Origin of the sequence: Pseudoroseicyclus tamaricis, from assembly GCF_012070395.1 — a bacterium.
In the GTDB taxonomy this organism is placed as follows: domain Bacteria; phylum Pseudomonadota; class Alphaproteobacteria; order Rhodobacterales; family Rhodobacteraceae; genus Pseudoroseicyclus_A; species Pseudoroseicyclus_A tamaricis.
The window spans coordinates 804,163-827,901 of the sequence record NZ_JAAFYS010000001.1; the positions used below are offsets into that span (position 1 = coordinate 804,163).

A 23,739-nucleotide genomic window follows, 5' to 3' on the forward strand; every position below is an offset into this window, starting at 1 on the left:
GCCCTCGACGCCCCCCGCTCAGCGAGGGACGTCGTAATACTCGCAATACCAGTCGACGAAGGCGGCCACGCCAGCCGCCACGCCCGTCTTCGGCGAATAGCCCGTCAGGCTGTTCAGCAGCCGCGCATCGGCCCATGTCGCCGGGACATCTCCGGGCTGCAGCGGCATAAGGTTTCGCTTCGCTTCGCGCCCGGTGGCCGCCTCGATTGTCTGGATGAAGTCATCCAGCCGAATTGACGTCGAATTGCCGATATTCACCACCCGCCATGGCGCGACCGGCGAGAGGCTGTCGCCCTCGAACTCCTCGCCAATTCGAGGGGGTGCGTCCATCAGCAGGCGAATGCCTTCGACGAGATCGTCGATATAAGTAAAGTCACGTCGCATGTCCCCGAAATTGTAGACGTCGATCGGCCGCCCCTCGAGGATCGCTTTCGTGAAGCGGAACAGGGCCATATCGGGCCGGCCCCAGGGGCCGTAGACGGTGAAGAAGCGGAAGATGGTCGTCGGCAGATTGTGCAGATGCGCGTAGGAATGCGACATCGCCTCGGTCGACTTCTTCGTCGCCGCGTAAAAGGACATCTGGTGATCGGACGCCTTCGTCTCCGCATGCGGCATGCCGGTATTGGGCCCGAAGACGGACGAGGTCGACGCCAGCAGCATGTGCTTCGGCGGATGGGCGCGGGCGGCTTCCAGAAGCTCGAATGTGCCGATGACGTTGGTTTCCAGATAGGACCGGGGGTCTTCGATGGAATGGCGCACGCCCGCCTGCGCGGCGAGGTGGAAGACGACATCGGGCGCCACCTCCTCGAATAGATCCCGCAGCAGCCCCGGATCTTCAATTCGGCCATTCACCACCCGGAAGCCGCCCCGCTCCAGCAGCATCTCCTGCCGGCGCCGTTTCAGGCTGACGTCGTAATAATCCGACAGGGAGTCGACACCGACCACCTCGAATCCATCGGCCAGGAGCCGCTTGCAGAGGTGATAGCCGATAAAGCCGGAGGAGCCGGTGACGAGAATGGTAGAGATGGTCGTGCTTCCTGAAGAGGGCCGTACGTCTGGCTCAGTGTCATTTGTCCCGGGCGGCGCGGCACCGTTTTTGCTCCGGTGGCTACAGGTAGTCTACCTTTCCCCCGCGACACCATGAATTGCGCGGCTCCGGGCCTTTCCGCTGAGTGGCAAGGTGAAGGGGCGCGGTCAATCGCGGGCCCGGCCGCGATCGAGCGGTCGCCGGCGGGCGGGGGCAAGTTCTGGATGTGGGCGAACGCCGCCCGGCCGACCCTAGCGCCCCTGCGCCCGGTTCCCGGTCACGGCGCTGGAAATGCGCTCCCAGCCCAGCGTGATGACGGAGCGCATGGCCTCGCGGGCAGCCTCCTCGTCTCGGGCGGCGATGGCATCGACAATCCGCTCGTGGCGGGCGGCGATGTCGGCGCGGCGGCGGTTGTTGGCGGCCGGGGAGGAGAGGCGGAGGGCGGAAAGGAGCGCCGCCTCGATCAAGGCGCCGACGGAGTGGAAGAAGGCGTTGCCCGTCGCCTCCAGCACCGTGCGGTGGAAGTTGAGATCGGCGAGGGCGAAGGCCATCTCGTCCTCCGCCTCCGCCATCCGGGAGACCTGCGCGCGCATGCCGGCGATCCGCTCCGGCTCTGCGCGGGTGGCGGCGAGGCCGGCGGCGAAGGGCTCGAAGGACAGGCGCATCTCGGAGAGCTGCTGGAAGAAGGCGTCGTTGCCCTCGACCGAGAGATGCCAGCGCAGCACCTCGGCGTCGAACATGTTCCAGTGCTGCGCGGGGCGGACGGTGGTGCCCACCCGGGCGCGTGCCTCGATCATGCCCTTGGCGGCCAGCGTCTTCATCGCCTCGCGCAGCACGGTGCGCGAGACGCCGAAGCGATCCATCAGCTCTTCGTCGCGTGGCAAGTGGGCGCCTTCGGCATAGCTGCCGTCGACGATCTCGCTCCCCAGCGCTTCGACCACCTGGCCATGGCTGCCGCGCACGACGGGGGAGAGCAGTTGGTGGGGGCGCGAGGCCCGTGTCATGTCTGCGCTGTCCCCGCGAATTGCTGCCGCCCGAGCGCGAGCAGCCCTTTCTGGAGCAGGATGAACATCAATAGCAAGGCGCCAATGGCAATCTTCGTCCACCAGGAGGAGAGGGAGCCGTCGAAGACGATGTAGGTCTGGATCAGACCCATCGTCAGCACGCCGATCAGCGTGCCGACCACCCAGCCCGAGCCGCCCGTGAGCAGCGTGCCGCCGATGACGACGGCGGCGATGGCGTTCAGCTCCACCCCCACGGTGGCCAGCGGGTAGCCCGAGGCGGTGTAGATGGAGAAGACGATGCCGGCGAGGCCCGCCATGAAGCCGGAGAAGGCGTAGATCAGCACCGTGGTGCGCCCCACCGCCACGCCCATCAGCCGCGCCGTGTGCGCGCCGCCGCCGAGGGCGAAGACGGAGGTGCCGAAGCGGGTGCGGTGGGCGAGGATCATGCCGACGACGACGGAGAGCAGCATGACGATGCCGAGCAGCGTCAGCCGCCCCTTGCCGGGCATCAGCCAGTAGAGCCGGCGGAGCGTGTCGTAGAACTCGTGGTCGATCGGCACGCTGTCGATCGTCAGCATGTAGGCGGCGCCGCGGGCGAGGAACATGCCGGCCAGCGTCACGATGAAGGGCGGCATGCCGAGCCCGTGGATCAGCCCGCCCATCGCCGCGCCGAAGAGCGTCGTCACGGCGAGGAGGAGGGGGAAGACCACCAGCGGATGCAGGCTGGTGTCGCGCAGCACGACGGAGATGAAGACGCCGGAGAAGGCGATGACGGAGCCGACAGAGAGGTCGATGCCGCCGGAGATGATGACCACCGTCATGCCGACGGCGACGATGCCGAGGTAGGCGTTGTCCGTCAGCAGGTTGCCGATGACGCGGGTGGAGAGCATCGCCGGGAACTGGATCCAGCAGATCAGGTAGGCGACGAGGAAGATCGCGATGGTGGCATAGAGCGGCAGGGCGCGCGTGTTCATTCCCGGGCCTCCGTGGCCGAGCCGGCCGGGGCCGGCTCCTTGCGCCGCCGCGAGAGGGCGGCGGAGATCCGGGGCGACAGGCGCGGCGATTGCAGCACGAGGATGATGACCACCAGCCCGGCCTTGATGACGAGGTTGTATTCCGACGGGAAGCCCGCCAGCAGGATGCCGGTGTCGATGGCCTGGATGATCATGGCGCCGATCAGCGAGGCGATGATCGAGAAGCGCCCGCCGAGGAGCGAGGTGCCGCCAATGACCACCGCGAGGATCGCGTCGAGCTCCAGCCATAGGCCGGCGTTGTTGGCGTCCGCCCCGCGGATGTCGGCGGTGGCGACGATGCCCGCGACGGCGGCGCAGATGCCCGAGGCCATGTAGACGAAGACCAGCAGCACCGTGGCGTTGACGCCCGAGAGGGCGCTGGCGCGCCTGTTGATGCCGACGCTCTCGATCAGCAGGCCGAGCGCGGTGCGCCGGACCAGCAGCGTGAAGAGGATACCGACGGCGAGCCACAGGATCACCGGCGTCGGCACGCCGAAGATGGTGCCTGAGCCGAAGAAGGCGAAGCCGTCATGGCTGAAGGTGAGGATGCGCCCCTCGGTGATCATCTGGGCGATGCCGCGCCCGGCGACCATGAGGATCAGGGTCGCCACGATGGGCTGGATGCCAACCAGCGCCACCAGCACACCGTTCCACAGCCCGCAGGCGAGGCCGGCGGCCAGCGCGATGAGCAGCGCCGCGACGAGCGGGTAATCGTTGCTGATCGCCCAGGCCCCGGCCGCGCCGCAGATGGCCATGACGGCCCCGACGGAGAGGTCGATGCCGCCCGTGGCGATGACCAGCGTCATGCCGACAGCGAGGAGGGCGACGGGGGCGCCGCGCTTGAGCACGTCGATGGCGCTGCCGACGAGGCGGCCGTCCACCATCTCCACCGACAGGAAGCTGGGGAAGAAGGCGGTGATCAGCGCCACCACGGCCAGCAGCGTCAGAAGCTGCGGCAGGATACGGCGGATCCCGGCGCTCATCGGGCCACCTCCGCGGCCGGCGCCGCTGCCGGCGCATCGCTCGCGGCGATGGCGCGGACGATGGCGTCCGTCTCGATGTCTTCGCCGACGAGTTCGGCGACGTGCTCGCGGTCGCGCACCACGATGATCCGGTCCGAGGCGGCGACGAGCTCGTCGAGCTCGGAGGAGATGAGCAGGATGGACATGCCGCTCTCCACCACCTCGCCGATCAGGCGCAGGATCTCGGCATGGGCGCCGACATCAATGCCGCGCGTCGGCTCGTCGAGGATGAGGAAGCGCGGGTTCATCGCCAGCCAGCGGGCGAGGACGACCTTCTGCTGGTTGCCGCCGGAGAGCTCGCCGACCGGCTTCTCGGCGCCGGAGGTGCGGATGTCGAGCCGCTCGATGTAGCGCTCCGCCAGCTCGCGCTGCTCGGCGCGGGGCAGGGGGCGCCACCAGCCGCGGCGGGCCTGCAGGGCGAGGGCAATGTTCTCGCGGACGGAGAGCTCGCCGATGATGCCGTCTGTCTTGCGATCCTCCGGCGCGTAGCCGAAGCCGGCGGCGATGGCTTCGCGCGGATTGCGCAGGCTGACGGGGCCGTCGTCGTCATGTGCCTTGCCGCTGTCGGGCGGCGTGCGGCCGAAGAGCATGTCCGCCGTCTCGGTGCGGCCGGAGCCGAGGAGGCCGGCCATACCGATCACTTCCCCGCGGCTGACGGTGAGGTCGAAGGGGGCGATCTTGCCGCGCCGGCCGGTGCCGTCGAAGGTCAGCACGCTCTGCTGCGCGGTCTTCGTCGCGTGGCGGCGATGCTCCGCCTCCTCCAGCTCGTGGCCGAGCATGTGGTGGATGAGGTCGAGCCGGCTCACCTCCGCCGTCTCGGCGGTGACGATGTGCTGGCCGTTGCGCAGCACCGTCAGCCGGTCGGTGAGGGAGAAGACCTGGTCGAGGAAATGGCTCACGAAGATGATGCCGAGCCCCCGCTCGCGCAGGTCGCGCACGACGGAGAAGAGCATCTCCGTCTCGGCGGAATCGAGGCTGGCGGTCGGCTCGTCGAGGATCAGCACCTTGCCGGAGAGGGCGACCGCCCGCGCGATGGCGACGATCTGCTGCACCGCGACGGAATAGGCGCCGAGCGACTGGGCGACGTTCACATGGTCCAGCCCGTAGCCGGAGAGCATCTCCTCCGCCTGCGCCCGCATCTTGCGGGTCTGCACGAGGCCGGCGCGCGAGGGCTGGCGCCCGAAGGTCAGGTTCTCGGCGACCGAGAGGTTCGGCAGCAGGTTCACCTCCTGGTAGACCGTGCCGATGCCGAGCGTCTGCGCGTCATGGGTGGATTGCGGAGCGACGGGGCGACCGTCGAGCAGGATCTCGCCCGCGTCGCGCTCATAGACGCCGGTCAGGCACTTGATGAGCGTCGACTTTCCGGCGCCGTTCTCTCCGAGCAGGGCGTGGATCTCCCCCGCCCGCAGATCGAAGCTCACGCCGTCGAGGGCGCGGGTGCCGGGAAAGCTCTTCGTCAGGCCGCGAATGGATAGAAGCATGGGGCAGGCTCTCGCGTGAGGACAGGGGGGGGCGCGGAATGATCCCGCGCCCCCACCCCTTGTCCTGATCAGTAGCCGAGGTCCTTGCGGCGCTCGTACTCGCCCATCGGGTCATCCTCGGGCGTGTAGAGCTGGCTGTCCGTCTGGATGAACTTCTCCGGCATCGTGCCGTCGGCCATGTAGGCTTCCAGCGCGTCGAAGGCCGGGCCGGCCATGTTCGGCGTCAACTCGACGGTGGCGTTGGCATCGCCCTCGGACATGGCGAGGAAGATGTCCGGCACCGCGTCGATGGAGACGATGAGGATGTCCTCGCCCGGGTTGAGGCCGGCCTCGTTGATCGCCTGGATCGCGCCCAGCGCCATGTCGTCGTTATGGGCGTAGAGCGCGCAGATGTCGGCGCCGCCGCCTTCGGCCTGCAGGAAGCTCTCCATCACTTCCTTGCCGCCGGAGCGGGTGAAGTCACCCGTCTGGGAGCGCACGATCTCGATGTTGTCCGCGCCCTCGATGGCGTTGCGGAAGCCCGTTGCCCGGTCGATGGCGGGCGACGAGCCGGTGGTGCCCTGAAGCTCGACCACGCGGCACTCTTCGCCGCCCACTTCATCAACCAGCCACTGGCCGGCCACTTCGCCCTCGTGGACGAGGTCGGAGCCGACGGCGGTGAGGTAGAGCGAGGGGTCGCTGTCGACCATGCGGTCGAGCAGGATCACGGGGATCTCGGCCTCGGCGGCCTCTTCCAGCACGCTGTCCCAGCCGGTGGCGACGACGGGCGCGACGAAGATCGCATCCACGCCCTGCGCGACGAAGGAGCGGATGGCGGCGATCTGGTTCTCCTGGCGCTGCTGCGCGTCGGAGAAGCGCAGATCGATCCCGCGGGCCTCCGCTTCCTGCTGGGTGACGGTGGTCTCGGCGGCGCGCCATCCGGATTCAGAGCCGATCTGCGAAAAGCCGACAGTCTGGGCAGAGGCTGCCGTGCCCAGCGCCGCGAATGCGACGCCGGCCATAAGTGCCTTGGCGGTCATATGTTCCTCCCTGGAATCATTCGCTCCGAAGAGCTATTGCTAAAAAGTCATATAGTAGTATTTTTGGCAAGCCTTTTATGAAGACACGCCCCGCGGCCCGGAGGAAAGTACTTGTATATCAATGAGAATCCCCGATCCTTGGCGGGTGGGGCCCAAAGGCCGAAGGCCGCGGAAACCGCGATGAAACCCCTGATGAAACCCCTGCGGAGGACCCGGTCATGACCTTCACGCCCGCCCCCTGGCCCCGGCACCTGCGCTCGTCCGAATGGTACTCCGGCACCGGCCGGGACACGATCTATCACCGCGGCTGGCTGAAGAATCAGGGCTATCCGCATGACCTGTTCGACGGCCGCCCGGTCATCGGCATCCTCAACACCTGGTCGGACCTGACGCCCTGCAACGGCCACCTGCGCGAGCTGGCCGAGAAGGTGAAGGCCGGCGTCTGGGAGGCAGGGGGCTTCCCCGTCGAGGTGCCCGTCTTCAGCGCCTCGGAGAACACCTATCGCCCGACGGCGATGATGTTCCGCAACCTCGCCGCCATGGCGGTGGAGGAAACCATCAGGGGCCAGCCCATCGACGGCGTCGTGCTGATGGTCGGCTGCGACAAGACGACGCCGAGCCTGATGATGGGCGCCGCCTCCTGCGACCTGCCGTCCATCGTCATCTCCGGCGGGCCGATGCTGAACGGCTGGTTCCGCGGCAAGCGCGTCGGCTCCGGCACGGCGCTCTGGCAGATGAGCGAGGCGATCAAGGCCGGCGAGATGAGCGAGGCCGATTTCCTCGAGGCGGAGCAGGCGATGAGCCGCTCGACCGGCACCTGCAATACGATGGGCACCGCCTCCACCATGGCCAGCATGGCCGAGGCGCTGGGCATGGCGCTCTCCGGCAACGCCGCCATTCCGGCGGTCGATTCCCGCCGCCGCGTCATGGCGCAGCTGACGGGCCGGCGCATCGTGCAGATGGTGAAAGACGACCTGAAGCCCTCCGACGTGCTGACGCGGCAGGCCTTCGAGAACGCCGTGCGCACCAATGCCGCCATCGGCGGCTCCACCAACGCTGTCATCCACCTCCTCGCCCTCGCGGGCCGCGTCGGCATCGACCTGACGCTGGAGGATTGGGACAGGCTGGGCCGCGACGTGCCCACGATCGTCAACCTCATGCCCTCCGGCGAGTACCTGATGGAGGAGTTCTTCTATGCCGGCGGCCTGCCGGCGGTGCTGCGCCGCCTCGGCGAGGCGGGGCTCCTCCACCGCGAGGCGCTGACGGTCTCCGGCGGGCCGGTCTGGGACGAGGTCTCGGGCGCCGAGTGCATCGGCGACGAGGTGATCCTGCCGGCCGAGAAGGCGCTGACGGCCTCGGGCGGCATCGCGGTGCTCAAGGGCAACCTCGCGCCGCAGGGCGCCGTGCTGAAGCCCTCCGCCGCCAGCCCGCACCTCTTGGTGCACCGGGGCAGGGCGGTCGTCTTCGAGGATATCGACGATTACAAGGCGAAGATCACCGACGAGGCGCTCGACATCGACGAGACCTGCGTGATGGTGCTCAAGAACTGCGGGCCGAAGGGCTACCCGGGCATGGCGGAGGTGGGCAACATGGGCCTGCCGCCCAAGGTGCTGCGCAAGGGGATCACCGACATGGTGCGCATCTCTGATGCCCGCATGTCCGGCACGGCCTACGGCACCGTCATCCTCCACGCCGCGCCCGAGGCGGCGGCCGGCGGGCCGCTCGCCGTGGTGCGGACGGGCGACATGATCGAGGTCGACGTGCCGAACCGGCGCCTGCATCTCGACATCGCCGACGAGGAGCTCTCCCGCCGTCTCGCCGCGTGGCAGGCGCCGGCGACGGCCGTCTCCGGCGGCTACGCGCAGCTCCACCATCGCCACGTGATGGGGGCGGACACGGGCGCCGACCTCGACTTCCTCGTTGGGTGCCGCGGAGCGCCTGTGGGGAGGGACTCGCATTGAGCGGGACTTGCGGTTGTGAGTCCGGGTGGAGGGGGGCTGTCTGCCCCCCGCTGCCTGCGGCAGCCCCCCCGAGGATTTTGTCGGACCAAAGACAGGGGCGCCGGGGCGCGGGCTCGGGTGAGGAGAGACCGGGAAAGGGAGGAGGCGCATGAGCCAGAAGGTGGGCCTCGTGGGGATCGGCAAGATCGCCCGCGACCAGCATATCCCGGCCATTGCCGGCAGCGAGGAGTTCGAGCTGGCGGCGACGGCCAGCCGCAACGCGGGCGTCGATGGCGTGGCCGGCTACGGCTCCCTCGCCGAGCTGCTGGAGGCGGAGCCGGACGTCGGCTGCATCTCGCTCTGCACCCCGCCGCAGGTGCGCTACGCCGATGCCCGCGCGGCGCTGGAGGCGGGACGCCACGTGATGCTGGAGAAGCCTCCGGGCGCGACGCTCAGCGAGGTGCATGACCTTCAGGCGCTCGCGGCCCACAAGGGCGTGACGCTCTTCGCCAGCTGGCATTCGCGGATGGCGGCGGCCGTGCTGCCCGCCCGCGCCTGGCTGTCGCAGCGCGACGTCACCGCCATCCGCGTCAGCTGGCGCGAGGATGTGCGCCAGTGGCATCCGGGGCAGGACTGGGTGTGGCAGGCCGGCGGGCTCGGCGTGTTCGATCCCGGGATCAACGCGCTCTCGGTGCTCACCGCCATTATGCCGCGCGCCATCCACCTCGCCGAGGCGACGCTGGACTTCCCCGAGAACCGCGACACCCCCGTTGCCGCCGATCTCACCTTCCGCGACCCGCTGGGCGCGGAGGTCACCGCCCGCTTCGACTGGCTCCACGAGGGGCCGCCGGAATGGGACATTCACATCGAGGCGGGCGAGAGCGCGCTCCTCTCGCACGGCGGGGCGCGGTTCTCCGTCGCCGGCGAGGAGATCGCCGGCGGGGAGGACAGGGAGTATCCCGGTCTCTACGCGCGCTTCGCGGAGCTCATCGCGGCGGGCGAGAGCGAGGTCGACCTGTCGCCGCTCACCCATGTCGCCGATGCCTTCACGCTCGGCCAGCGGCGCAGAGCCGCCCCCTTTCACTGGTAAGATGAGGCCCCAATGGACCTGACACAGCCCCTGACCGGCATCCTGCCCGTCGCGCCGACGCCCTTTCTCGACGACGGCAGCCTCGATGAGCCGGGCATGCGCAACGTGCTCGACTGCCTGATCGACCAGGGCTCGGATGCCATCTGCATCCTCGCCAACTACTCCGAGCAGTTCGTCCTCTCCGACGAGGAGCGCGCCCGCCTCGCCCGGCTGTCGCTGGAGCATGTGGCCGGCCGGGTGCCGGTGATCGTGACCATCAGCCACTTCTCCACTGCCATCGCCGCCGCCCGCGCGGCGGAGGCCGAGGCGATGGGTGCCGCGATGGTCATGATGATGCCGCCCTACCACGGCGCCACCCTGCGCGCGGCGGAGGAGGATCTCTTCGACCACTTCGCGCGCGTGAGCGACGCCGTCTCCATCCCCATCATGGTGCAGGATGCCCCGCTCTCAGGCGTGGCGCTCTCGGTGCCGCTGCTGGCGCGGATGGCGCGGGAGATCGAGCATGTCAGCTACTTCAAGATCGAGACGCCCTTCGCCGCCGACAAGCTCGCCGCCTTGCGAAAAGCAGGCGGCGACGATATCGTCGGCCCCTTCGATGGCGAGGAGGCGGTGACGCTGCTGGCCGATCTCGATGCCGGCTGCACGGGCACGATGACCTCCGGCCTGCTGCCGGAGCATATCCGCCCCATCGTCATGGCCCACCGGGCCGGCGAGGCGGAGGAGGCGCTCCGCCTGTGGACGCGGGCCCTGCCGCTCATCAACCACGAGAACCGCCAGTGCGGGCTGCGCGCCTGCAAGACGGTCTACGCCGCCGGCGGTGTCATCCGCTCCGACCATGTGCGCCATCCGCAGGCGCCGCTGCCGGAGCGCACGAAGGCGCGGCTTCTCGCGCTTGCCGCCGATCTCGACCTCATCGCCCTGCGCTGGGGCAAGTAGAACAGCAAAGGACAGCAGACATGACATATTCTCCCCACGGCCATCACCTGATCGCCGGCGAGCGCGTCGGCTCGGACGAGCACTTCTCCTCCCAGCCCGCCTCCGGCGAGGCGCACCAGTTCAGCACCGGCACGGTGGAGCTGGTGGACCGCGCGGCGAAGGCCGCCGAGGCCGCCTTCTCCAGCTATGCCGCCACCACCCGTGCCCAGCGGGCGAAGCTGCTGCGCCGCATTGCCGACGAGATCGAGGCACGGGGCGAGGACATCACCGCGATCGGCACCAGCGAGACCGGCCTGCCGGCCGCCCGGCTCGAGGGGGAGCGGGGGCGCACCACGGGCCAGCTGCGCCTGTTCGCCGATCACATCGAGGACGGCGCCTATCTCGACCGTCGCCACGACACCGCGCTGCCGGATCGCAAGCCGCTGCCCCGGCCCGACCTGCGCACGATCCAGCGGCCCATCGGCCCCGTTGCCGTCTTCGGCGCCTCCAACTTCCCGCTCGCCTTCTCCACCGCCGGCGGTGACACCGCCGCGGCGCTGGCGGCCGGCTGCCCGGTCGTCGTGAAGGGCCACGGCGCCCACCCCGGCACGGGGGAGATCGTGGCCGACGCCGTCGTCGCCGCGATCCGCGCCGAGGGGCTCGACCCGGGCATCTTCTCGCTCGTGCAGGGCGGCACGCGGAAGGTCGGCGAGGCGCTGGTGCAGCACCCGCTGATCAAGGCCGTCGGCTTCACCGGCTCGCTCACCGGCGGGCGGGCGCTCTACAACCTCTGCGCCGCGCGGCCCGAGCCGATCCCCTTCTTCGGGGAGCTGGGCTCGGTCAATCCGATGTTCGTCCTGCCCGAGGCCGCCAAGGCGCGCGGCGAGGAGATCGGCAAGGGCTGGGCCGCCTCGCTCACCATGGGGGCCGGCCAGTTCTGCACCAACCCCGGCATCGCCGTGGTGGAGCGGGGCCCGGCGGGGGACGCCTTCGTCGGCGCCGCCAAGGCCGCGCTGGAGGAGACGGGCCCGCAGGTGATGCTGACCGAAGGCATCGCGAAGGCCTACAGCGAGGGCAAGGAGCGCTTCGAGAGCCGCAATTCCGTGCGCCCGGTCTTCACCACCCCGCAGGAGGGGCGCACCGCCACGCCGAACCTCTACGAGACGGACGCCTCCGTCTACCTGCAGGATCACGCGCTGGGCGAGGAGGTCTTCGGGCCGCTCGGCCTCGTCATCCGCACCGAGAGCGCCGATGACATGGCGCGCCTCGCCGAGGGGCTCGAAGGGCAGCTGACGACGACGCTGCACCTCGACGCCGGCGATAGCGAGGTCGCGGGCAAGCTGCTGCCGATCCTCGAGCGGAAGGCCGGGCGCATCCTCGCCAACGGCTTCCCGACGGGCGTGGAGGTGGCCGACGCCATGGTGCACGGCGGGCCATACCCGGCCTCGACCAACTTCGGCGCGACGTCGGTGGGCACCCTCTCCATCCGCCGCTTCCTGCGCCCGGTCTGCTACCAGAACATCCCCGAAGCGCTGCTGCCCGACGACTTGAAGTGATCCAAAGGCCCGCGGGCCGCTGACCAACGCAGAACGCCCGGCGCAACCAAGCGCCGGGCGTTCCTGTGTCTCGGGGGGGGGGCGCCGCCGCGATTACATCCGCGCGTCGAGCCCCTCGCCGCCCTGGGTGCCGAGGTTCTCCAGCGCCCGCTCGGTGTAGCTGGTGTCGACCAGCTGATCGGCGGAGAGGACGGGGACGTCCGCGAAATCGGGGTTGGCGTAGATGAAATCGACCGAGGTTTGCAGCTCGGCCGGATCGAAGCAGCCGTTGATGCACCAGCGGGTCGTCAGGAACTCCGCGTTGCGCTCGATGCTCTCGGGCGCGAGGTCCGGCCGGGCCGCGACGGCGGCCTCGACCCAGCGCTCTGGGTGGGCCTCCATCTCGCGGGCGGTGTCGATCAGCGCCTCCGTCAGCCGCAGGAGCGCCTCGTCCTTCTCGGCGATCGTGTCCTCGTGCACGGCGAGGAACTTCGACATCGGCGGCGCGAAGGCGGAGAAGCGGTCGGCATCCATCAGGACATGGATGCCCTCCGTCCCCTCGATGGAGCCGTAGGTGCCGAAGGAGACGGTCGTCGCATCCACCTGCCCGACGGCCAGCGCCTGCACGCGCACGGCCGGGGCGCCGATGGCGACGTAGGAGGGCGCGTCCTGCGAGACACCCATGCCGCGCAGGGCGGATTGGGTGAGGTTGTGATCGAGGCTGCCGTTGTCGGCGATGGCGTAGGTGCGGCCCTCCAGATCCTCGACGGACTGGATGTCGTCCTTGGCGGCGATCAGGAAGGGGCTGCCGGTGGAGGTGGCGACGATGCCGCGGATCGGGAAGTCGTTCTGCGCGACGAGGCGGATGGCGGCATCCATGCCGATGTCGGCGGCGTCCACGTCACCCGATTGCAGCGCGGCGGCGGCCTGCGGCGTGCCGTCGAGGGCGACATAGGTGACGTCCAGCCCATGCTCCTCGTAGAAGCCGAACTCCTCCGCGAGGCGGAAGACGGAGCCGGTGGTGACGTTGAAGTTGGCGTCATCGACGGCCAGCGCGATGGTCAGCTCCAAAACGTCATCCTCCTGGGCGACGGCCATGCTGGCCGCGACGGCAGCGAGGGTGGAGGCGAGGAAGAGGCGGCGCGGGATCATGTGGTGTCCTTCCGGGAAGCGGGGTCAGGCGGCGCGGCGGAACACCGGCAGCGGATCGAAATCGTCCTTGAGGACGGCGGAGACATCCTCCTGCCCCATCCAGCCCCGGATGAGGGTGGAGTAGATGCGGCGGAAGTCGGTGGTGTAGCGGAGGTTGCCTTCCTCGAGGTCGGTGAGGCTGGGCATGCCGCCGTAGTGGCCGCCCTCGATGGGCTTGCCGAGGATGAAGGCGGGGCCGGCGGTGCCGTGGTCGGTGCCGAGCGAGGTGTTCTCGGCGACCCTGCGGCCGAACTCGCTGAAGGCCATCAGCACCACGTCGTCGGCGCGGCCCAGCCGCTCCATGTCGCGCATGAAGGCGGCGATATGATCGGCGGTATAGGACCAGAGCCGCGAGTGCAGGTCGCCCTGGTAGACATGCGTGTCGAAGGCGTTGTTGCGGTAGGGCACGTAGTAGACGCGGGTGGGGAAGTCGGCGGCGATCAGCGCCGCCACCCGCTCCAGCCCCCAGGGGACGAGGCCGTAATCGACCGGCGTCTGGTAGGCGCTCCATGCATCGCGCACGAGCCGTTCGGACTTGCTGGCCGAAGCGGCGATCTCGAAGAGAAAGTCGAGCGAGGCATTGCCGCCGCCATTCCCCCGCCGATCGACCGCCGCCATCGCCTCCGCCTCGGCCTCGAAGGCGCGGCGGGTGAACTTCTGCGGGTCGTCGAAGACGAGGGGCACATGGTTCATCGCGCGCACGGCGAGCGACTGGTGGTCGTCGATATTGACGAGGAAGTTGCTGCGGTGGCCGAGCGGGTCGATGGCATCCGCCATGCGCCCGAGCCAGCCGTTGGCCTCGCCGCTGTTGGGCGCGCCAGTCTGCCAGAAGGCCATCGACGAGAAATGCGAGAAGGACGGCTGGTCGTAGCCGACGCCGTGAACGATGGCCATCTGGCCATCTTTCCACAGCCGTTCGAAGCCGCTCATCGTCTTCTGGAAGGCGAAATGATCGTCGATGGCGATGGATTTCTCGGGCCGGATGCCGAGGTTCGGGCGGGCGCGGTAATAGGCATCGTCGGCATAGGGGATGACGGTGTTCAGCCCGTCATTGCCGCCGGAGAGCTCGACGATCACGAGGATGCGCTCGCCGGCCGCCTTCTCGGTCGTCTTTGACCAGACGGGCGAGGTGGTGATGCCGCCCGCGCCCTCCATGACCATGCTGCCATAGCCGGAGCGGAGCAGGCCATCTTTCTCGTCGCGGGTGAGTTTCGGTGTCTTTGCCATCGGGTCCTCCCGGGTCAGGCGAGCTGATACTGGGGGGCGCACATGATGCCGTGCGCGACCAGTCTCAGGCCGAATTCCATGTAGCCTTCCGCCTCGGCGAGGTCGGAGGTGCCGAGCTCCTCCTCCAGCATCTCCACCAGCGCGGCGCGGGCGGCGCCATCGAGCGGGATGGGCAGGAAGCGGGCGCAGAGCGCGTCGACCGCCTCTTCCGCCGTGGTCGCGCCAGCCGCTTCGACCATTTCGGTCAGCGAGAATTGCGCGGGCCGGCGGGGAATGGGCTTGAGCTTTCGCATCGCCTCCTGCCAGCCCATGACGCTGGCATAGCGGGTGTTGAACGTCTCCCGGATGCCGTCGGCAGAGCTGGGGGCCGCGCCCTCTTCCAGCGTCGCCCCGGTGATCTCCATCCCCTCGTTGAGGTTGCGGTTGACGCGCCGCACCTCGCCGCCGGGGTTCAGGTTGGGGTCGCGGAAGGAGATCATGTCGGGGAACATGACGTCCTTCGCGAAGTTGCCGCGCTCGAAGAGCAGGCCCGGCGTGATCCACGCGCGCCCCTCGCTCCACCCCGCCACGGTCGGCGGCACCAGCAGCACCTGGCCCAGCGTCTCGCCGACGCTGGAAGGGTCGGGCACACCGGGCAGCTCGCTCAGCCCCAGCTTGCGGTAGGTGGTGATGATCAGCTCCGTAGGGGAGTGGATATGCGTCGCCACCGAAGGCTCGGCATAGAAATCCTCCGACAGGAACAGCCTGCGCAGAAAGGGGCGGATCTCGTAATCGCCGTCGCGCAGGAGCGCGCCGAGGCGCTGGGCAAAGGCCGGCGCGATCTCCTCACGCACGAAGAAGCGGTAGATCTTCGAGGCGATGTAGATCGCCGTCTGTTCCTGCTGGAGGATGATGCGCAGGATGTCGTCGCCATTGAAGCGCCCGCGCTGGCCGAGGAAGCGCTTCTCGCCGTCGTCGTGCAGGGCTTCATCGAAGGCGAAGGCCAGATCGTCATTCGTCCAGCCCGTGAAGGCGCGGGCGGCCTCGCGGATGTCATCCTCGGTGTAATTGCCGACGCCCATGGTAAAGAGCTCCATCACCTCGCGGCCGAAGTTCTCGTTGGGCGCGCCCTTCACGTTGTGGGTGGCGTCGAGGAAGACGAGCATCGCCGGGTCTTTCGACACCGCCTCCAGGAGGTCACGGAAGGAGCCGAGGGCGCCGGCGCGCAGCGTCTCCAGCTGCTGGTGGATCTTGCGGTAATCGCGGAGCTTTTCCTCGCTGGTGGCGAAATGGCCGTGCCAGAAGAGGGTCATCTTCTCTTCCAGCGGGTGGGGCGAGGTCAGCATCCGCTCCATCCACCAGAAGGCGAGGCGGCGGGTTTCGAGCTTCGTCGCGCGCAGCCAGTAGAAGAAGCGGTTCGTCACCGGCTGCAGGGGGCGGTTGCCGCCGGGCTTCACCTTTACGCCGAGCGCCGCACCCTCACGCTCGGCCGCCTCGGTGGCGGCGGGGCGAGAGGGCGGGAAGTCGGCGAAGCTCGGCTCCCAGAAACCGGATTCCTCGAAGGCGGGCAGGGGCGATGCGCCCGGTGCGCCGGTGAGCATATGCTCGACAGCGGCCTCGGGGGTCATCGCGGCGAGGGCATCCACATCGCCCGGCGTGCCGCCGAAGCCGGCGCGGTTCAACAGGTGCAGGGCGCGCTCGCGCGACCAGTCGTTGGCGCTGACCGGGGCCAGCTCTTCCGTTCTTGGCATTGGACCTCCCAGCACCGCCCTCCCGCGGTGCGTCTTGGAGGACAAGCTAGGGCAACCGGGCAGATCCGGCGCTCTATCAATGCCATAGAAAAGCGTTATCGGCTTTGGTCGTCCCCGTCCGCGCCCATGCCGGAGAGGGCGCCGGCCAGCTCTTCCAGCGCCGCGCCATCGCGCGCCATGGCGTGGATACGCTCCCACAGGGCCTGGCGCAGCGCGGCAAAGGCGGGCTGGCCGCGGGGGTCATGCTCCCAGCGCGGCTCGGGCAGATCGACCGGCATGATCGTGTCCATCCGGCCGGGGCGCGGGCGCAGCACGATCACCCGCTGCGAGAGGATCACCGCCTCGTCGATGTCATGCGTGACGAAGACAATTGCCATCTTCCGGCGCGACCACAGGCGCAGCAGCTCTTCGCGCAGCGTCTCGCGCGTCATGGCGTCGAGGGCGGCAAAGGGCTCGTCCATCAGCAAAACCTCGGGCTCCACCGCCAGCGCCCGGGCGAGGCCGACACGCTGCTGCATGCCGCCCGACAGCTGGTGCGGATAGGCCTCGGCAAAGTCGCGCAGGCCCACGGCGCCGAGGAGGGAGCGGGCGCGTGTCTGCCGCTCGGCCTTGGGCAACCCGCGCAGGCTAAGGACGAATTCGATATTGCCCGCGATGGTCCGCCACGGCAGCAGGCGGGCGGACTGGAAGACCATGGCGATGTCGGTGCTCGGCCCCGGCGGGCGGCCCTTGACCAGCACCTCGCCCTCGTCCGCCTCCGTCAGCCCGTCGATGAGGCGCAGCAGCGTGGTCTTGCCGCAGCCCGAGGGGCCGACAAGGCTCACGAACTCGCCGGGCGCCACGTCGAAGGAGATGTCCTCCAGCGCCCGGACACGGCCGTCGCCGAAGCTCTTGCTGACCCCCTTGAGGGAGATCAGCGGCTGCCGCCCGCCCTCACTCACAGCGACAGGCGCCAGCGCCCGAAGCGCCGCTCCGCCAGGCGCAGGGCGATGGTGATGAGCGAGCCGAGCGCCATCATGACGATGACGACGGCGAAGTAGCGATCCATCTGGAAGCGGTTGCCGGCCTTGATCATCTCTCCCCCCAGCCCCGACTGCGCCATCGTCAGCTCGGCGATGACGGTGCCGACGATGCAGACGGCGGCGCCGATGCGCAGGCCGGAGAGGATCGACGGCATGGCATCGGGCACCATCACCTGCCAGAAGAGCTGCCGCCGCGCGGCGCCGAAGCTTTGCGCCATCTCGATGAGATCCTTGTTGGCATTGGCGATGCCGCCCGTCGTGTTGATGAGGATGGGGAAGACGGCGGCGTTCCACACCACCACCACCTTCGCCTCGGTGTAGAGGCCGAACCAGACGATCACGAGCGGGATGAAGGCAGCCCCGGGCGTGGCGTTGATGGCGTTGACGAAGGGGTCGAACACCCGCCCGATCCGGGGAAAGCCGCCGAAGAGGATGCCGATGCCGATGCCGGTGCTGGCGGCAAGGATGAAGCCGAGGCCGAGTACGGTGAGCGATTGGCCGAGCGCGCGCAGCATGGTGCCGTCGCTCCACATGATGATGCTCTCGCGGACGACATCCACCGGGCTCGGCATCACGAGGTTGCCGGAGGTTATGTTGAGCAGCTGCATCCCGGCGATGATCGCGACGAGAATCGCCACCTGCCAGCCCAGCGTCGCCCGGCGCCCCGAGGCGCGGGGCTTGCGGCGGGCGGGCGGGCGCACGGGGGCGATCGCCGGCGCGGGCTCCGCCGACGGGGCGCCCGCCGGGGACGCCGTCTGTGTGGCGCGGTCCGGCGCTGCCATGTCCTGCCCTTCCTCGATGGTGCCGGCGGCCCTGTCGCGGGGCCGGCTGGCTTCCGATGTGGCACAAGTGTTAGCCAGCGCAATAAATGAGGCCCATTGGAAAGGCGGATATGCCACATTGCAGACGCCCGCCCCCCGCCCGCCTATGACGGACCAGCCGGACGAGGAGACGGAGGGCCAAGCCATGAAAGACGCGCCCGAACCAGCGGCCGCCGATCGGGCGGAGAGCGACGCGCCCCGCGCCCCGCGGTCCGGCAGCGGGCCGACGCTGCACCAGCTGCGCATCTTCCGCGCCGTCGCCCGGGCGGAGACGCTGACGCGGGCCGCCAAGGACCTCGGCCTCACCCAGCCGACGCTGTCGCTGCAGCTCGGCAAGCTGGAATCCACCGTCGGCACGAGGCTCTTTCACCGCCGCCCCGGGGAGATGGCGCTGACGGAGGCGGGGGAGTTCCTGCTGCCGCATGTCGAGCAGATGCTGCGCATCCTCACCGAGGCGGAGGACGGCATGGCCCGCTTCCGCGGCGGCTACCAATCCGTCCTGCGGCTGGCGGGGCTCGATTCCGTCCTTCGCGGCGTGCTCCCCGTGGCGGTGGGGCAAATGCAGGCGGCCTATCCCGACATCAGCTTCGACATCCGCGAGAGCGCCCCGGCCGAGGTGGTCGAGCTGCTCCATGCGCGGCGCATCAACATCGGCCTCGTCGCCGCGAACTCGCTCGGCGGCGCGGCGGGGGCCTTCGAGCAGCTGCCGATCATGGAGGACCCCTACGTCCTCGTGGTGCCGGATGGCCTCGATCTCGACGGGGTGCGTGACCCTGACGTTGAGCTGTCGGCCGCGCAGCGGGCGGTGCTGCGGCGCTCGGTGCACTTCGTCTTCGGCAGCTCTCATGGCACCCGGGTGAGCGACTGGTACGACCGGCTCCTGCCCGGCCACAGCCCCATCGCCCATTGCCGCAGCTTCGACACCGCGCTCAGCTTCGTGCGGGCGGGGACGGGCGTGTGCATCGCCCCGGCGCTCGCCACGCTCGGCGGCGCCGCCCAGCTGGAGGGGGTGCGCCGCTACCGCATCGACGTGCCGCCCCGCCGCATCCTCGCGCTGCTCCTCGCCCAGCAGCGGCGGCTGGAGCCGGTGGCGACGCTCGTCTCGCAGCTGCAGGAGGCAGGCGCCGCCTGGAGCTTCGACGGGGTGCGCCGGGCGCCGCCCTTCCTCTCCACCCCGCTGCCCGGAGGGGCCGGCTAGGCCCGGGCGCGCGGCTTGCCGCATGGACGGCGCGGCGCCGCGGCGGTAGAGGATGACCCCAGAATGTCGCAGGAGAAACAGGCGTGAGACTGGCCGACTGCCACAACTTCCATGATTTCCGCCGCCTCGCGAAGCGCCGGCTGCCGAGCCCGATCTTCGACTATATCGACGGCGCGGCGGACGACGAATCCACCTTCGCCCGCAACCGCGCCGCCTTCGACGAGGTGGACCTCGTGCCCAACATCCTGCGCGGCGTGGATGAGGTGGACCTCTCCACCACCGTCCTAGGCCAGAAGCTCGACCTGCCGGTCTACTGCTCCCCCACCGCGCTGCAGCGGCTCTTCCACCACGAGGGCGAGCGCGCCGTCGGCGCGGCGGCGGAGACCTACGGCACGATGTTCGGCGTCTCCTCCCTCGGCACGGTGAGTCTCGAGGAGCTGCGTAAGAAGCACAGCACGCCGCAGGTCTACCAGTTCTACTTCCACCGCGACCGGGGGCTGAACCGCGCGATGATGGAGCGGGCGAAGGAGGCGGGCGTCGAGGTGATGATGCTGACGGTGGATTCGATCACCGGCGGCAACCGCGAGCGCGACAAGCGCACCGGCTTCTCCATCCCCTTCCGCCTCAACGCGCGCGGCCTGACGCAATTCGCCCTCAAGCCGGCCTGGGCGCTCAACTATGTCACTCACGAGAAGTTTGCGCTGCCCCAGCTCGACGCCCACGTGAAGATGGGCAGCGGCACCGCCTCCATCGGGCAGTACTTCACCGAGATGCTGGACCCCTCGATGACATGGGACGACGCCGCCGAGATGGTGGACCTCTGGGGCGGGCCCTTCTGCCTGAAGGGCGTCATGGCGCCGGAGGATGCGGTGCGCGCCGCCGAGATCGGCTGCCAAGGCATCGTCATCTCCAACCACGGCGGCCGGCAGCTGGATGGCTCGCGGGCGCCCTTCGACCAGCTGGACGAGATCGTGCAGGCGGCGGGGGAAAGGCTGGATGTGATCCTCGACAGCGGCGTCACGCGGGGGACCCATGTGCTCAAGGCGCTTTCGCTTGGCGCCAAGGCGGTGGGGCTGGGGCGCTACTACCTCTTCCCGCTGGCCGCCGCCGGCCGCCCGGGGGTGGAGCGGGCGCTGGGCCTGATGCGCGATGAGCTGATCCGGGGCATGCGGCTCATGGGCCGCACGCGGGTGGACCAGCTGACCCCCGACAACCTGCGCTTCCGCAGCGGGGCGATGGCGATGGCCCGGGCTGGGCAGACGCCGGGCTGAGAGCGCCGGCTGAGGGCGCGCCGCCTCAATCGAGGTGGAAGACCTCCTCCATCGAGGCCCACCACTCCCCCTCCGCCCGGCTGTCGAGCGGGCGCTGCATCGGGCCGCAGACGGCCCACCACTCCCGCGTGACAGGGTCGGCGGCGATGGCGGCATTGTCGGCCTCGAAGTCGCTGCCGGTATATTCCCAGTAGCTGAACATCAGGTTCTCCGGCTCGCGCAGGAAGATCGAGTAATTGGTGATGTGCGAGGCGCGCAGCCGCTCCAGCACCTTTGGCCAGACCTCGGCGTGAAGGCGCTTGTACTCGGCGATGTGCTCCGGCCGGATGCCGATGACGAGGCCCATGCGCGTCATGCCCGCGCCTCCTCGGTCTCGCCCTCGTCCAGCGCGTAGAAGCGCGCCGCCGTTCCGCCGAAAATGGCGTCGCGGTCGGCGCGGCCGAGGCTGGCGGTGAGCTCCTGCGCCGCCTCCAGCCAGCCGCGATAATCGCCGGCCAGCTCCAGCACCGGCCAGTCGCTGCCCCACATCAGCCTATCGGGGCCGAAGGCGGCGAGGACATGCTCGAAGACCGGGCGCAGCGTTTCCGCCGTCCAGCCCGGGCCCGCCTCGTTGGCGAGGCCGGAGAGCTTGCAGCAGACCTGCGGGTGCGCGGCGAGGACGGCCATCCCCGCCCGCCAGTCGGCATCCGGCTCCGCCCCGTCGAAGTCCGGCTTGGCGCAATGGTCGATGACGATGGGCAGCTCGGGGATCTCCTCGGCCAGCCGCGCCAGCGCGTCGAGGTGGCGGGGCAGGGCGAGCGCGTCGAGCCGCAGCCCGGCGGCAGCGACCTTGCGCAGCCCGGCGAGCACCTCCGGCCGGAGGATCCACTCCGTCTCCGCGATGTCCTGCAGCATGGGGCGGATGCCGCGCAGCTTGGGGTGGGCGAGGCGGGCGAGCTGGCCCTCCACGTCGCCCGTCAGGTCCAGCCAGCCGATGACGGCGCCGATCAGTGGCGTCTCGTCGGCGAGAGAGAGCATGAACAGCGTCTCCTCGCAGGTCGGCGCCGCCTGGACGAGCACGGTGCGGGAGACGCCGCAGGCTTCGGCGAGGGGAGAGAGGTCCGCCGGCAGGATGTCGCGGCGGATGGGGGCCACGCTGTCGTCCATCCAGGAGTAGTCGCCCCGGTCGATCCGCCAGAAGTGCTGGTGCGCGTCGATGATCATGAAGCCTCCTTGCGAGGCGCCTGTGTACTGAATTATAACAAACCTAAATCAGCGGAGGAAAGCATGTCAACGACATCCATGGCAGGGCGCCTCGAGGCGCGCCGGGTGGGGCAGACGTCGGTGGAGGTGACGGAGGTCTCCTTCGGCTGCGCCAGCATCGGCAACCTCTACCGCGAGGTCTCCGAGGGCGACGCGGCGGCCGTCCTGCAGGCCGCCTGGGACGCCGGCATCCGCTATTTCGACACGGCGCCGCACTACGGGCGGGGCCTGTCGGAAATGCGGCTCGGCCAGTTCCTCAAGGGGCGCGAGGGCGTCACCCTCTCCACCAAGGTCGGCCGCGTCCTGCGCCCCGCCGCCGCGCCGATCGCCGAGGCGGATGGCTACGTGTACCCCGCGCAGAACGACGTGCGCTACGATTACTCCGGCGATGGCATCGAGGAGAGCCTCGAGCAGAGCCTCGGCCGGCTTGGCGTGCCGCGGGTCGACATCGTCTATGTCCACGACATCGGCCGCTACACGCATGGCGCCGCCAATGCGGGGCACATGGAGGCCTTCCTCGGCTCCGGCTACGAGCGGCTCGTCCGCCTGAAGGAGGCGGGGCGGATCGGCGCCTTCGGCCTTGGCGTCAACGAATGCGAGGTCTGCCTCGAGGTGATGGACCATGGGCCCATCGACGTCATCCTGCTCGCCGGGCGACTGACCCTGCTCGACCGCTCGGCGGAGGCGGCGCTCTTGCCGCGCTGCGTGGCGGAAGGGACCAGTCTCGTGCTCGGCGGCGTCTTCAACTCCGGCATCCTCGCCACCGGGCCGGTGGAGGGGGCGACCTACGACTACGGCCCCGCCCCGCAGCCGGTGCTGGATCAGGTGGCGGCGCTGCAGGCGCGGGCGGAGGCGGCGGGCCTGCCGCTGGCCACCGCCGCGCTGCACTTCGCACGCCGGCAGCCGGCGGTGGCGTCGGTGCTGCTGGGGACGGCCAAGGCCTCCACCCTCCAGCGGAACCTCGCGGCGCTGGCGGAGGAGCTGCCAGAAGGGGCGGAGGCCGCGCTAGCCTAACTCGTGGTAGCGCAGCGAGGAGAGGAGCGTCGTCTTGGAGGTGCGCAGGTGACGCTCCGCCGCCGTGTGGGCCTCGGCGGCATCGCGGGCCTCCAGCGCATCGATGATGGCCAGATGCTCCTCGATGGCGGCGGCGTTGCGCACCTTCTCCTCCGCCTTGTCCCACATGTAGTGGTAGTGGAAGATCAGCGAGATGACCTTCTGAAACTCCTCGACGAAGCGGTTGCGGACGACGGAGTTGATGACCTGGTGGAAGCTCTCGTCGAGCTTCGAGAACTCGTGGAAATCCGCGTCGATCCGCTCGCGCAGGTCCTCGTGCGCAGCGCGCAGCCGGGCGAGGCGCGGCCAGATGTGGTGATCCACCGGCATCTCCGCCGCCACGCGCACGGCGTGCAGCTCCAGCACAGAGCGGAATTCTGAGAGCTCGATGGCGAACTCCTTGGTGAAGCCCCGCAGCGTCCAGCCGCCCTGCCGCCGCCGGGCGACGAGGCCGAAGCGGCTGAGGCCGGCGAGGAACTCCTTCAGCTCGTGCTGCGGCACGGCGAACATGCGCGACAGCTCTGCGACGGAGAGCGGCGTGTCGGCGGGGACATCGAAGCGCAGCACCCAGTCGAGGAAGCGCTGCTCCAGATCGTCGGAGGAGGGGCGGGAGTCGGGCACCTCGATCCTGTCCTCCCGCGTCGGCGGGCGCAGCAGGCGCTTCTCGCGCCCCTCCCATGAGATCACGCCCCGCTCCTGCAGCCGGGCGAGGCAGCGGCGCACCACGGTGCGGCTGACATCGGCGACGTCGCCGAGATCCTTCTCCGATGGCACGGAGGCGCCGGGGGGCAGCGCCTCGCAGTAATCCAGGAGCTGGTTGTAGGCCTCCCGGAAGCGTGTGTCGCTGCGTGCCAAGGCTGGGGATCTCCTCTCTCCGGGGTTGAACCAGTCGGTTCGGAACGTCCGTCTCCAATTATAAAAAACATTTGACGGAGCGC

At 69.5% G+C, this 23,739-nt stretch carries 21 protein-coding genes; 7 read left to right on the plus strand and 14 right to left on the minus strand.

Annotated features, from left to right (window positions below; all coding sequences use genetic code 11):
* Positions 1-18 precede the first annotated feature (18 nt).
* The 6 genes from GY170_RS03675 to ytfQ all read right to left on the minus strand — a co-directional run bounded on the left by GY170_RS03675 (position 19) and on the right by ytfQ (position 6,566).
* The gene (locus GY170_RS03675) at positions 19-1,026 is read right to left on the minus strand and encodes an NAD-dependent epimerase/dehydratase family protein (RefSeq protein ID WP_163891145.1); all 1,008 of its coding nucleotides are present in this window, start codon (positions 1,024-1,026) and stop codon (positions 19-21) included.
* A gap of 252 nt (positions 1,027-1,278) precedes the next feature.
* Complete coding sequence (locus GY170_RS03680; RefSeq protein ID WP_163890047.1) at positions 1,279-2,031, minus strand: FadR/GntR family transcriptional regulator; 753 nt, start codon at positions 2,029-2,031, stop codon at positions 1,279-1,281.
* Positions 2,028-3,005 carry a galactofuranose ABC transporter, permease protein YjfF gene (gene yjfF, locus GY170_RS03685; protein WP_163890049.1) on the minus strand — a complete coding sequence of 326 codons (978 nt, stop codon included), beginning with the start codon at positions 3,003-3,005 and terminating at the stop codon, positions 2,028-2,030. The genes GY170_RS03680 and yjfF overlap by 4 nt, the downstream gene beginning before the upstream one ends.
* Positions 3,002-4,027 (minus strand): ABC transporter permease, encoded by a 1,026-nt coding sequence (locus GY170_RS03690; protein WP_163890050.1) that lies wholly within the window; start codon positions 4,025-4,027, stop codon positions 3,002-3,004. The genes yjfF and GY170_RS03690 overlap by 4 nt, the downstream gene beginning before the upstream one ends.
* On the minus strand, positions 4,024-5,547 hold the full coding sequence (locus GY170_RS03695) for a sugar ABC transporter ATP-binding protein (protein WP_163890052.1): 1,524 nt from the start codon (positions 5,545-5,547) through the stop codon (positions 4,024-4,026). Before GY170_RS03695 ends, GY170_RS03690 begins: the two co-directional genes overlap by 4 nt.
* Before the next feature lie 68 nt (positions 5,548-5,615).
* The gene (gene ytfQ / locus GY170_RS03700; RefSeq protein ID WP_163890054.1) at positions 5,616-6,566 is read right to left on the minus strand and encodes a galactofuranose ABC transporter, galactofuranose-binding protein YtfQ; all 951 of its coding nucleotides are present in this window, start codon (positions 6,564-6,566) and stop codon (positions 5,616-5,618) included.
* 218 nt (positions 6,567-6,784) lie between these two features.
* On the opposite strand from ytfQ, the gene araD reads away from it, so the two are divergent.
* The 4 genes from araD to GY170_RS03720 all read left to right on the plus strand — a co-directional run bounded on the left by araD (position 6,785) and on the right by GY170_RS03720 (position 12,067).
* Positions 6,785-8,527: an L-arabinonate dehydratase gene (gene araD / locus GY170_RS03705; protein WP_163890056.1), complete on the plus strand. Its 1,743-nt coding sequence runs from the start codon at positions 6,785-6,787 to the stop codon at positions 8,525-8,527.
* 148 nt (positions 8,528-8,675) lie between these two features.
* Positions 8,676-9,596, plus strand: a complete 921-nt coding sequence (locus tag GY170_RS03710) for a Gfo/Idh/MocA family protein (protein WP_163890058.1) — start codon at positions 8,676-8,678, stop codon at positions 9,594-9,596.
* Between the two features lie 18 nt (positions 9,597-9,614).
* A complete protein-coding gene (locus GY170_RS03715; protein ID WP_163891147.1) occupies positions 9,615-10,532 on the plus strand; it encodes a dihydrodipicolinate synthase family protein in 918 nt (305 codons plus the stop codon).
* 20 nt (positions 10,533-10,552) lie between these two features.
* The gene (locus GY170_RS03720; RefSeq protein WP_163890060.1) at positions 10,553-12,067 is read left to right on the plus strand and encodes an aldehyde dehydrogenase (NADP(+)); all 1,515 of its coding nucleotides are present in this window, start codon (positions 10,553-10,555) and stop codon (positions 12,065-12,067) included.
* Positions 12,068-12,160: 93 nt separating this feature from the next.
* Here GY170_RS03720 and GY170_RS03725 read toward each other — a convergent pair whose 3' ends face one another.
* From GY170_RS03725 to GY170_RS03745, 5 genes are all read right to left on the minus strand, one after another.
* Entirely contained in the window at positions 12,161-13,198 is a 1,038-nt protein-coding gene (locus tag GY170_RS03725; protein ID WP_163890062.1) for an ABC transporter substrate-binding protein, read from the minus strand.
* Between the two features lie 24 nt (positions 13,199-13,222).
* Positions 13,223-14,464 (minus strand): DUF1501 domain-containing protein, encoded by a 1,242-nt coding sequence (locus GY170_RS03730; RefSeq protein WP_163890064.1) that lies wholly within the window; start codon positions 14,462-14,464, stop codon positions 13,223-13,225.
* 14 nt (positions 14,465-14,478) lie between these two features.
* Complete coding sequence (locus GY170_RS03735; protein ID WP_163890065.1) at positions 14,479-16,194, minus strand: DUF1800 domain-containing protein; 1,716 nt, start codon at positions 16,192-16,194, stop codon at positions 14,479-14,481.
* A gap of 95 nt (positions 16,195-16,289) precedes the next feature.
* Entirely contained in the window at positions 16,290-17,135 is an 846-nt protein-coding gene (locus GY170_RS03740) for an ABC transporter ATP-binding protein (RefSeq protein WP_235937788.1), read from the minus strand.
* Complete coding sequence (locus GY170_RS03745) at positions 17,132-17,998, minus strand: ABC transporter permease (protein WP_163890068.1); 867 nt, start codon at positions 17,996-17,998, stop codon at positions 17,132-17,134. Before GY170_RS03745 ends, GY170_RS03740 begins: the two co-directional genes overlap by 4 nt.
* 145 nt (positions 17,999-18,143) lie before the next feature.
* Here GY170_RS03745 and GY170_RS03750 point away from each other — a divergent pair, with 145 nt between their 5' ends.
* Positions 18,144-19,235, plus strand: coding sequence for a LysR family transcriptional regulator (locus GY170_RS03750; protein ID WP_167803285.1), 1,092 nt, complete (start codon positions 18,144-18,146; stop codon positions 19,233-19,235).
* A gap of 83 nt (positions 19,236-19,318) precedes the next feature.
* Positions 19,319-20,506, plus strand: coding sequence for an alpha-hydroxy acid oxidase (locus GY170_RS03755; protein WP_163890072.1), 1,188 nt, complete (start codon positions 19,319-19,321; stop codon positions 20,504-20,506).
* A 25-nt stretch (positions 20,507-20,531) separates the two neighbouring features.
* Here GY170_RS03755 and GY170_RS03760 read toward each other — a convergent pair whose 3' ends face one another.
* On the minus strand, positions 20,532-20,861 hold the full coding sequence (locus tag GY170_RS03760) for an L-rhamnose mutarotase (protein ID WP_163890075.1): 330 nt from the start codon (positions 20,859-20,861) through the stop codon (positions 20,532-20,534).
* Positions 20,858-21,709: an amidohydrolase family protein gene (locus tag GY170_RS03765; protein WP_163890077.1), complete on the minus strand. Its 852-nt coding sequence runs from the start codon at positions 21,707-21,709 to the stop codon at positions 20,858-20,860. The genes GY170_RS03760 and GY170_RS03765 overlap by 4 nt, the downstream gene beginning before the upstream one ends.
* A gap of 63 nt (positions 21,710-21,772) precedes the next feature.
* Between GY170_RS03765 and GY170_RS03770 the strand changes: the two genes are divergently transcribed.
* Positions 21,773-22,762, plus strand: coding sequence for an aldo/keto reductase (locus GY170_RS03770; RefSeq protein ID WP_235923999.1), 990 nt, complete (start codon positions 21,773-21,775; stop codon positions 22,760-22,762).
* Here the strand turns inward: GY170_RS03770 and GY170_RS03775 are convergent.
* The gene (locus GY170_RS03775) at positions 22,754-23,656 is read right to left on the minus strand and encodes a GntR family transcriptional regulator (protein WP_163890079.1); all 903 of its coding nucleotides are present in this window, start codon (positions 23,654-23,656) and stop codon (positions 22,754-22,756) included. The two genes, GY170_RS03770 and GY170_RS03775, sit on opposite strands and share 9 nt — an antisense overlap.
* Positions 23,657-23,739: the final 83 nt, after the last annotated feature.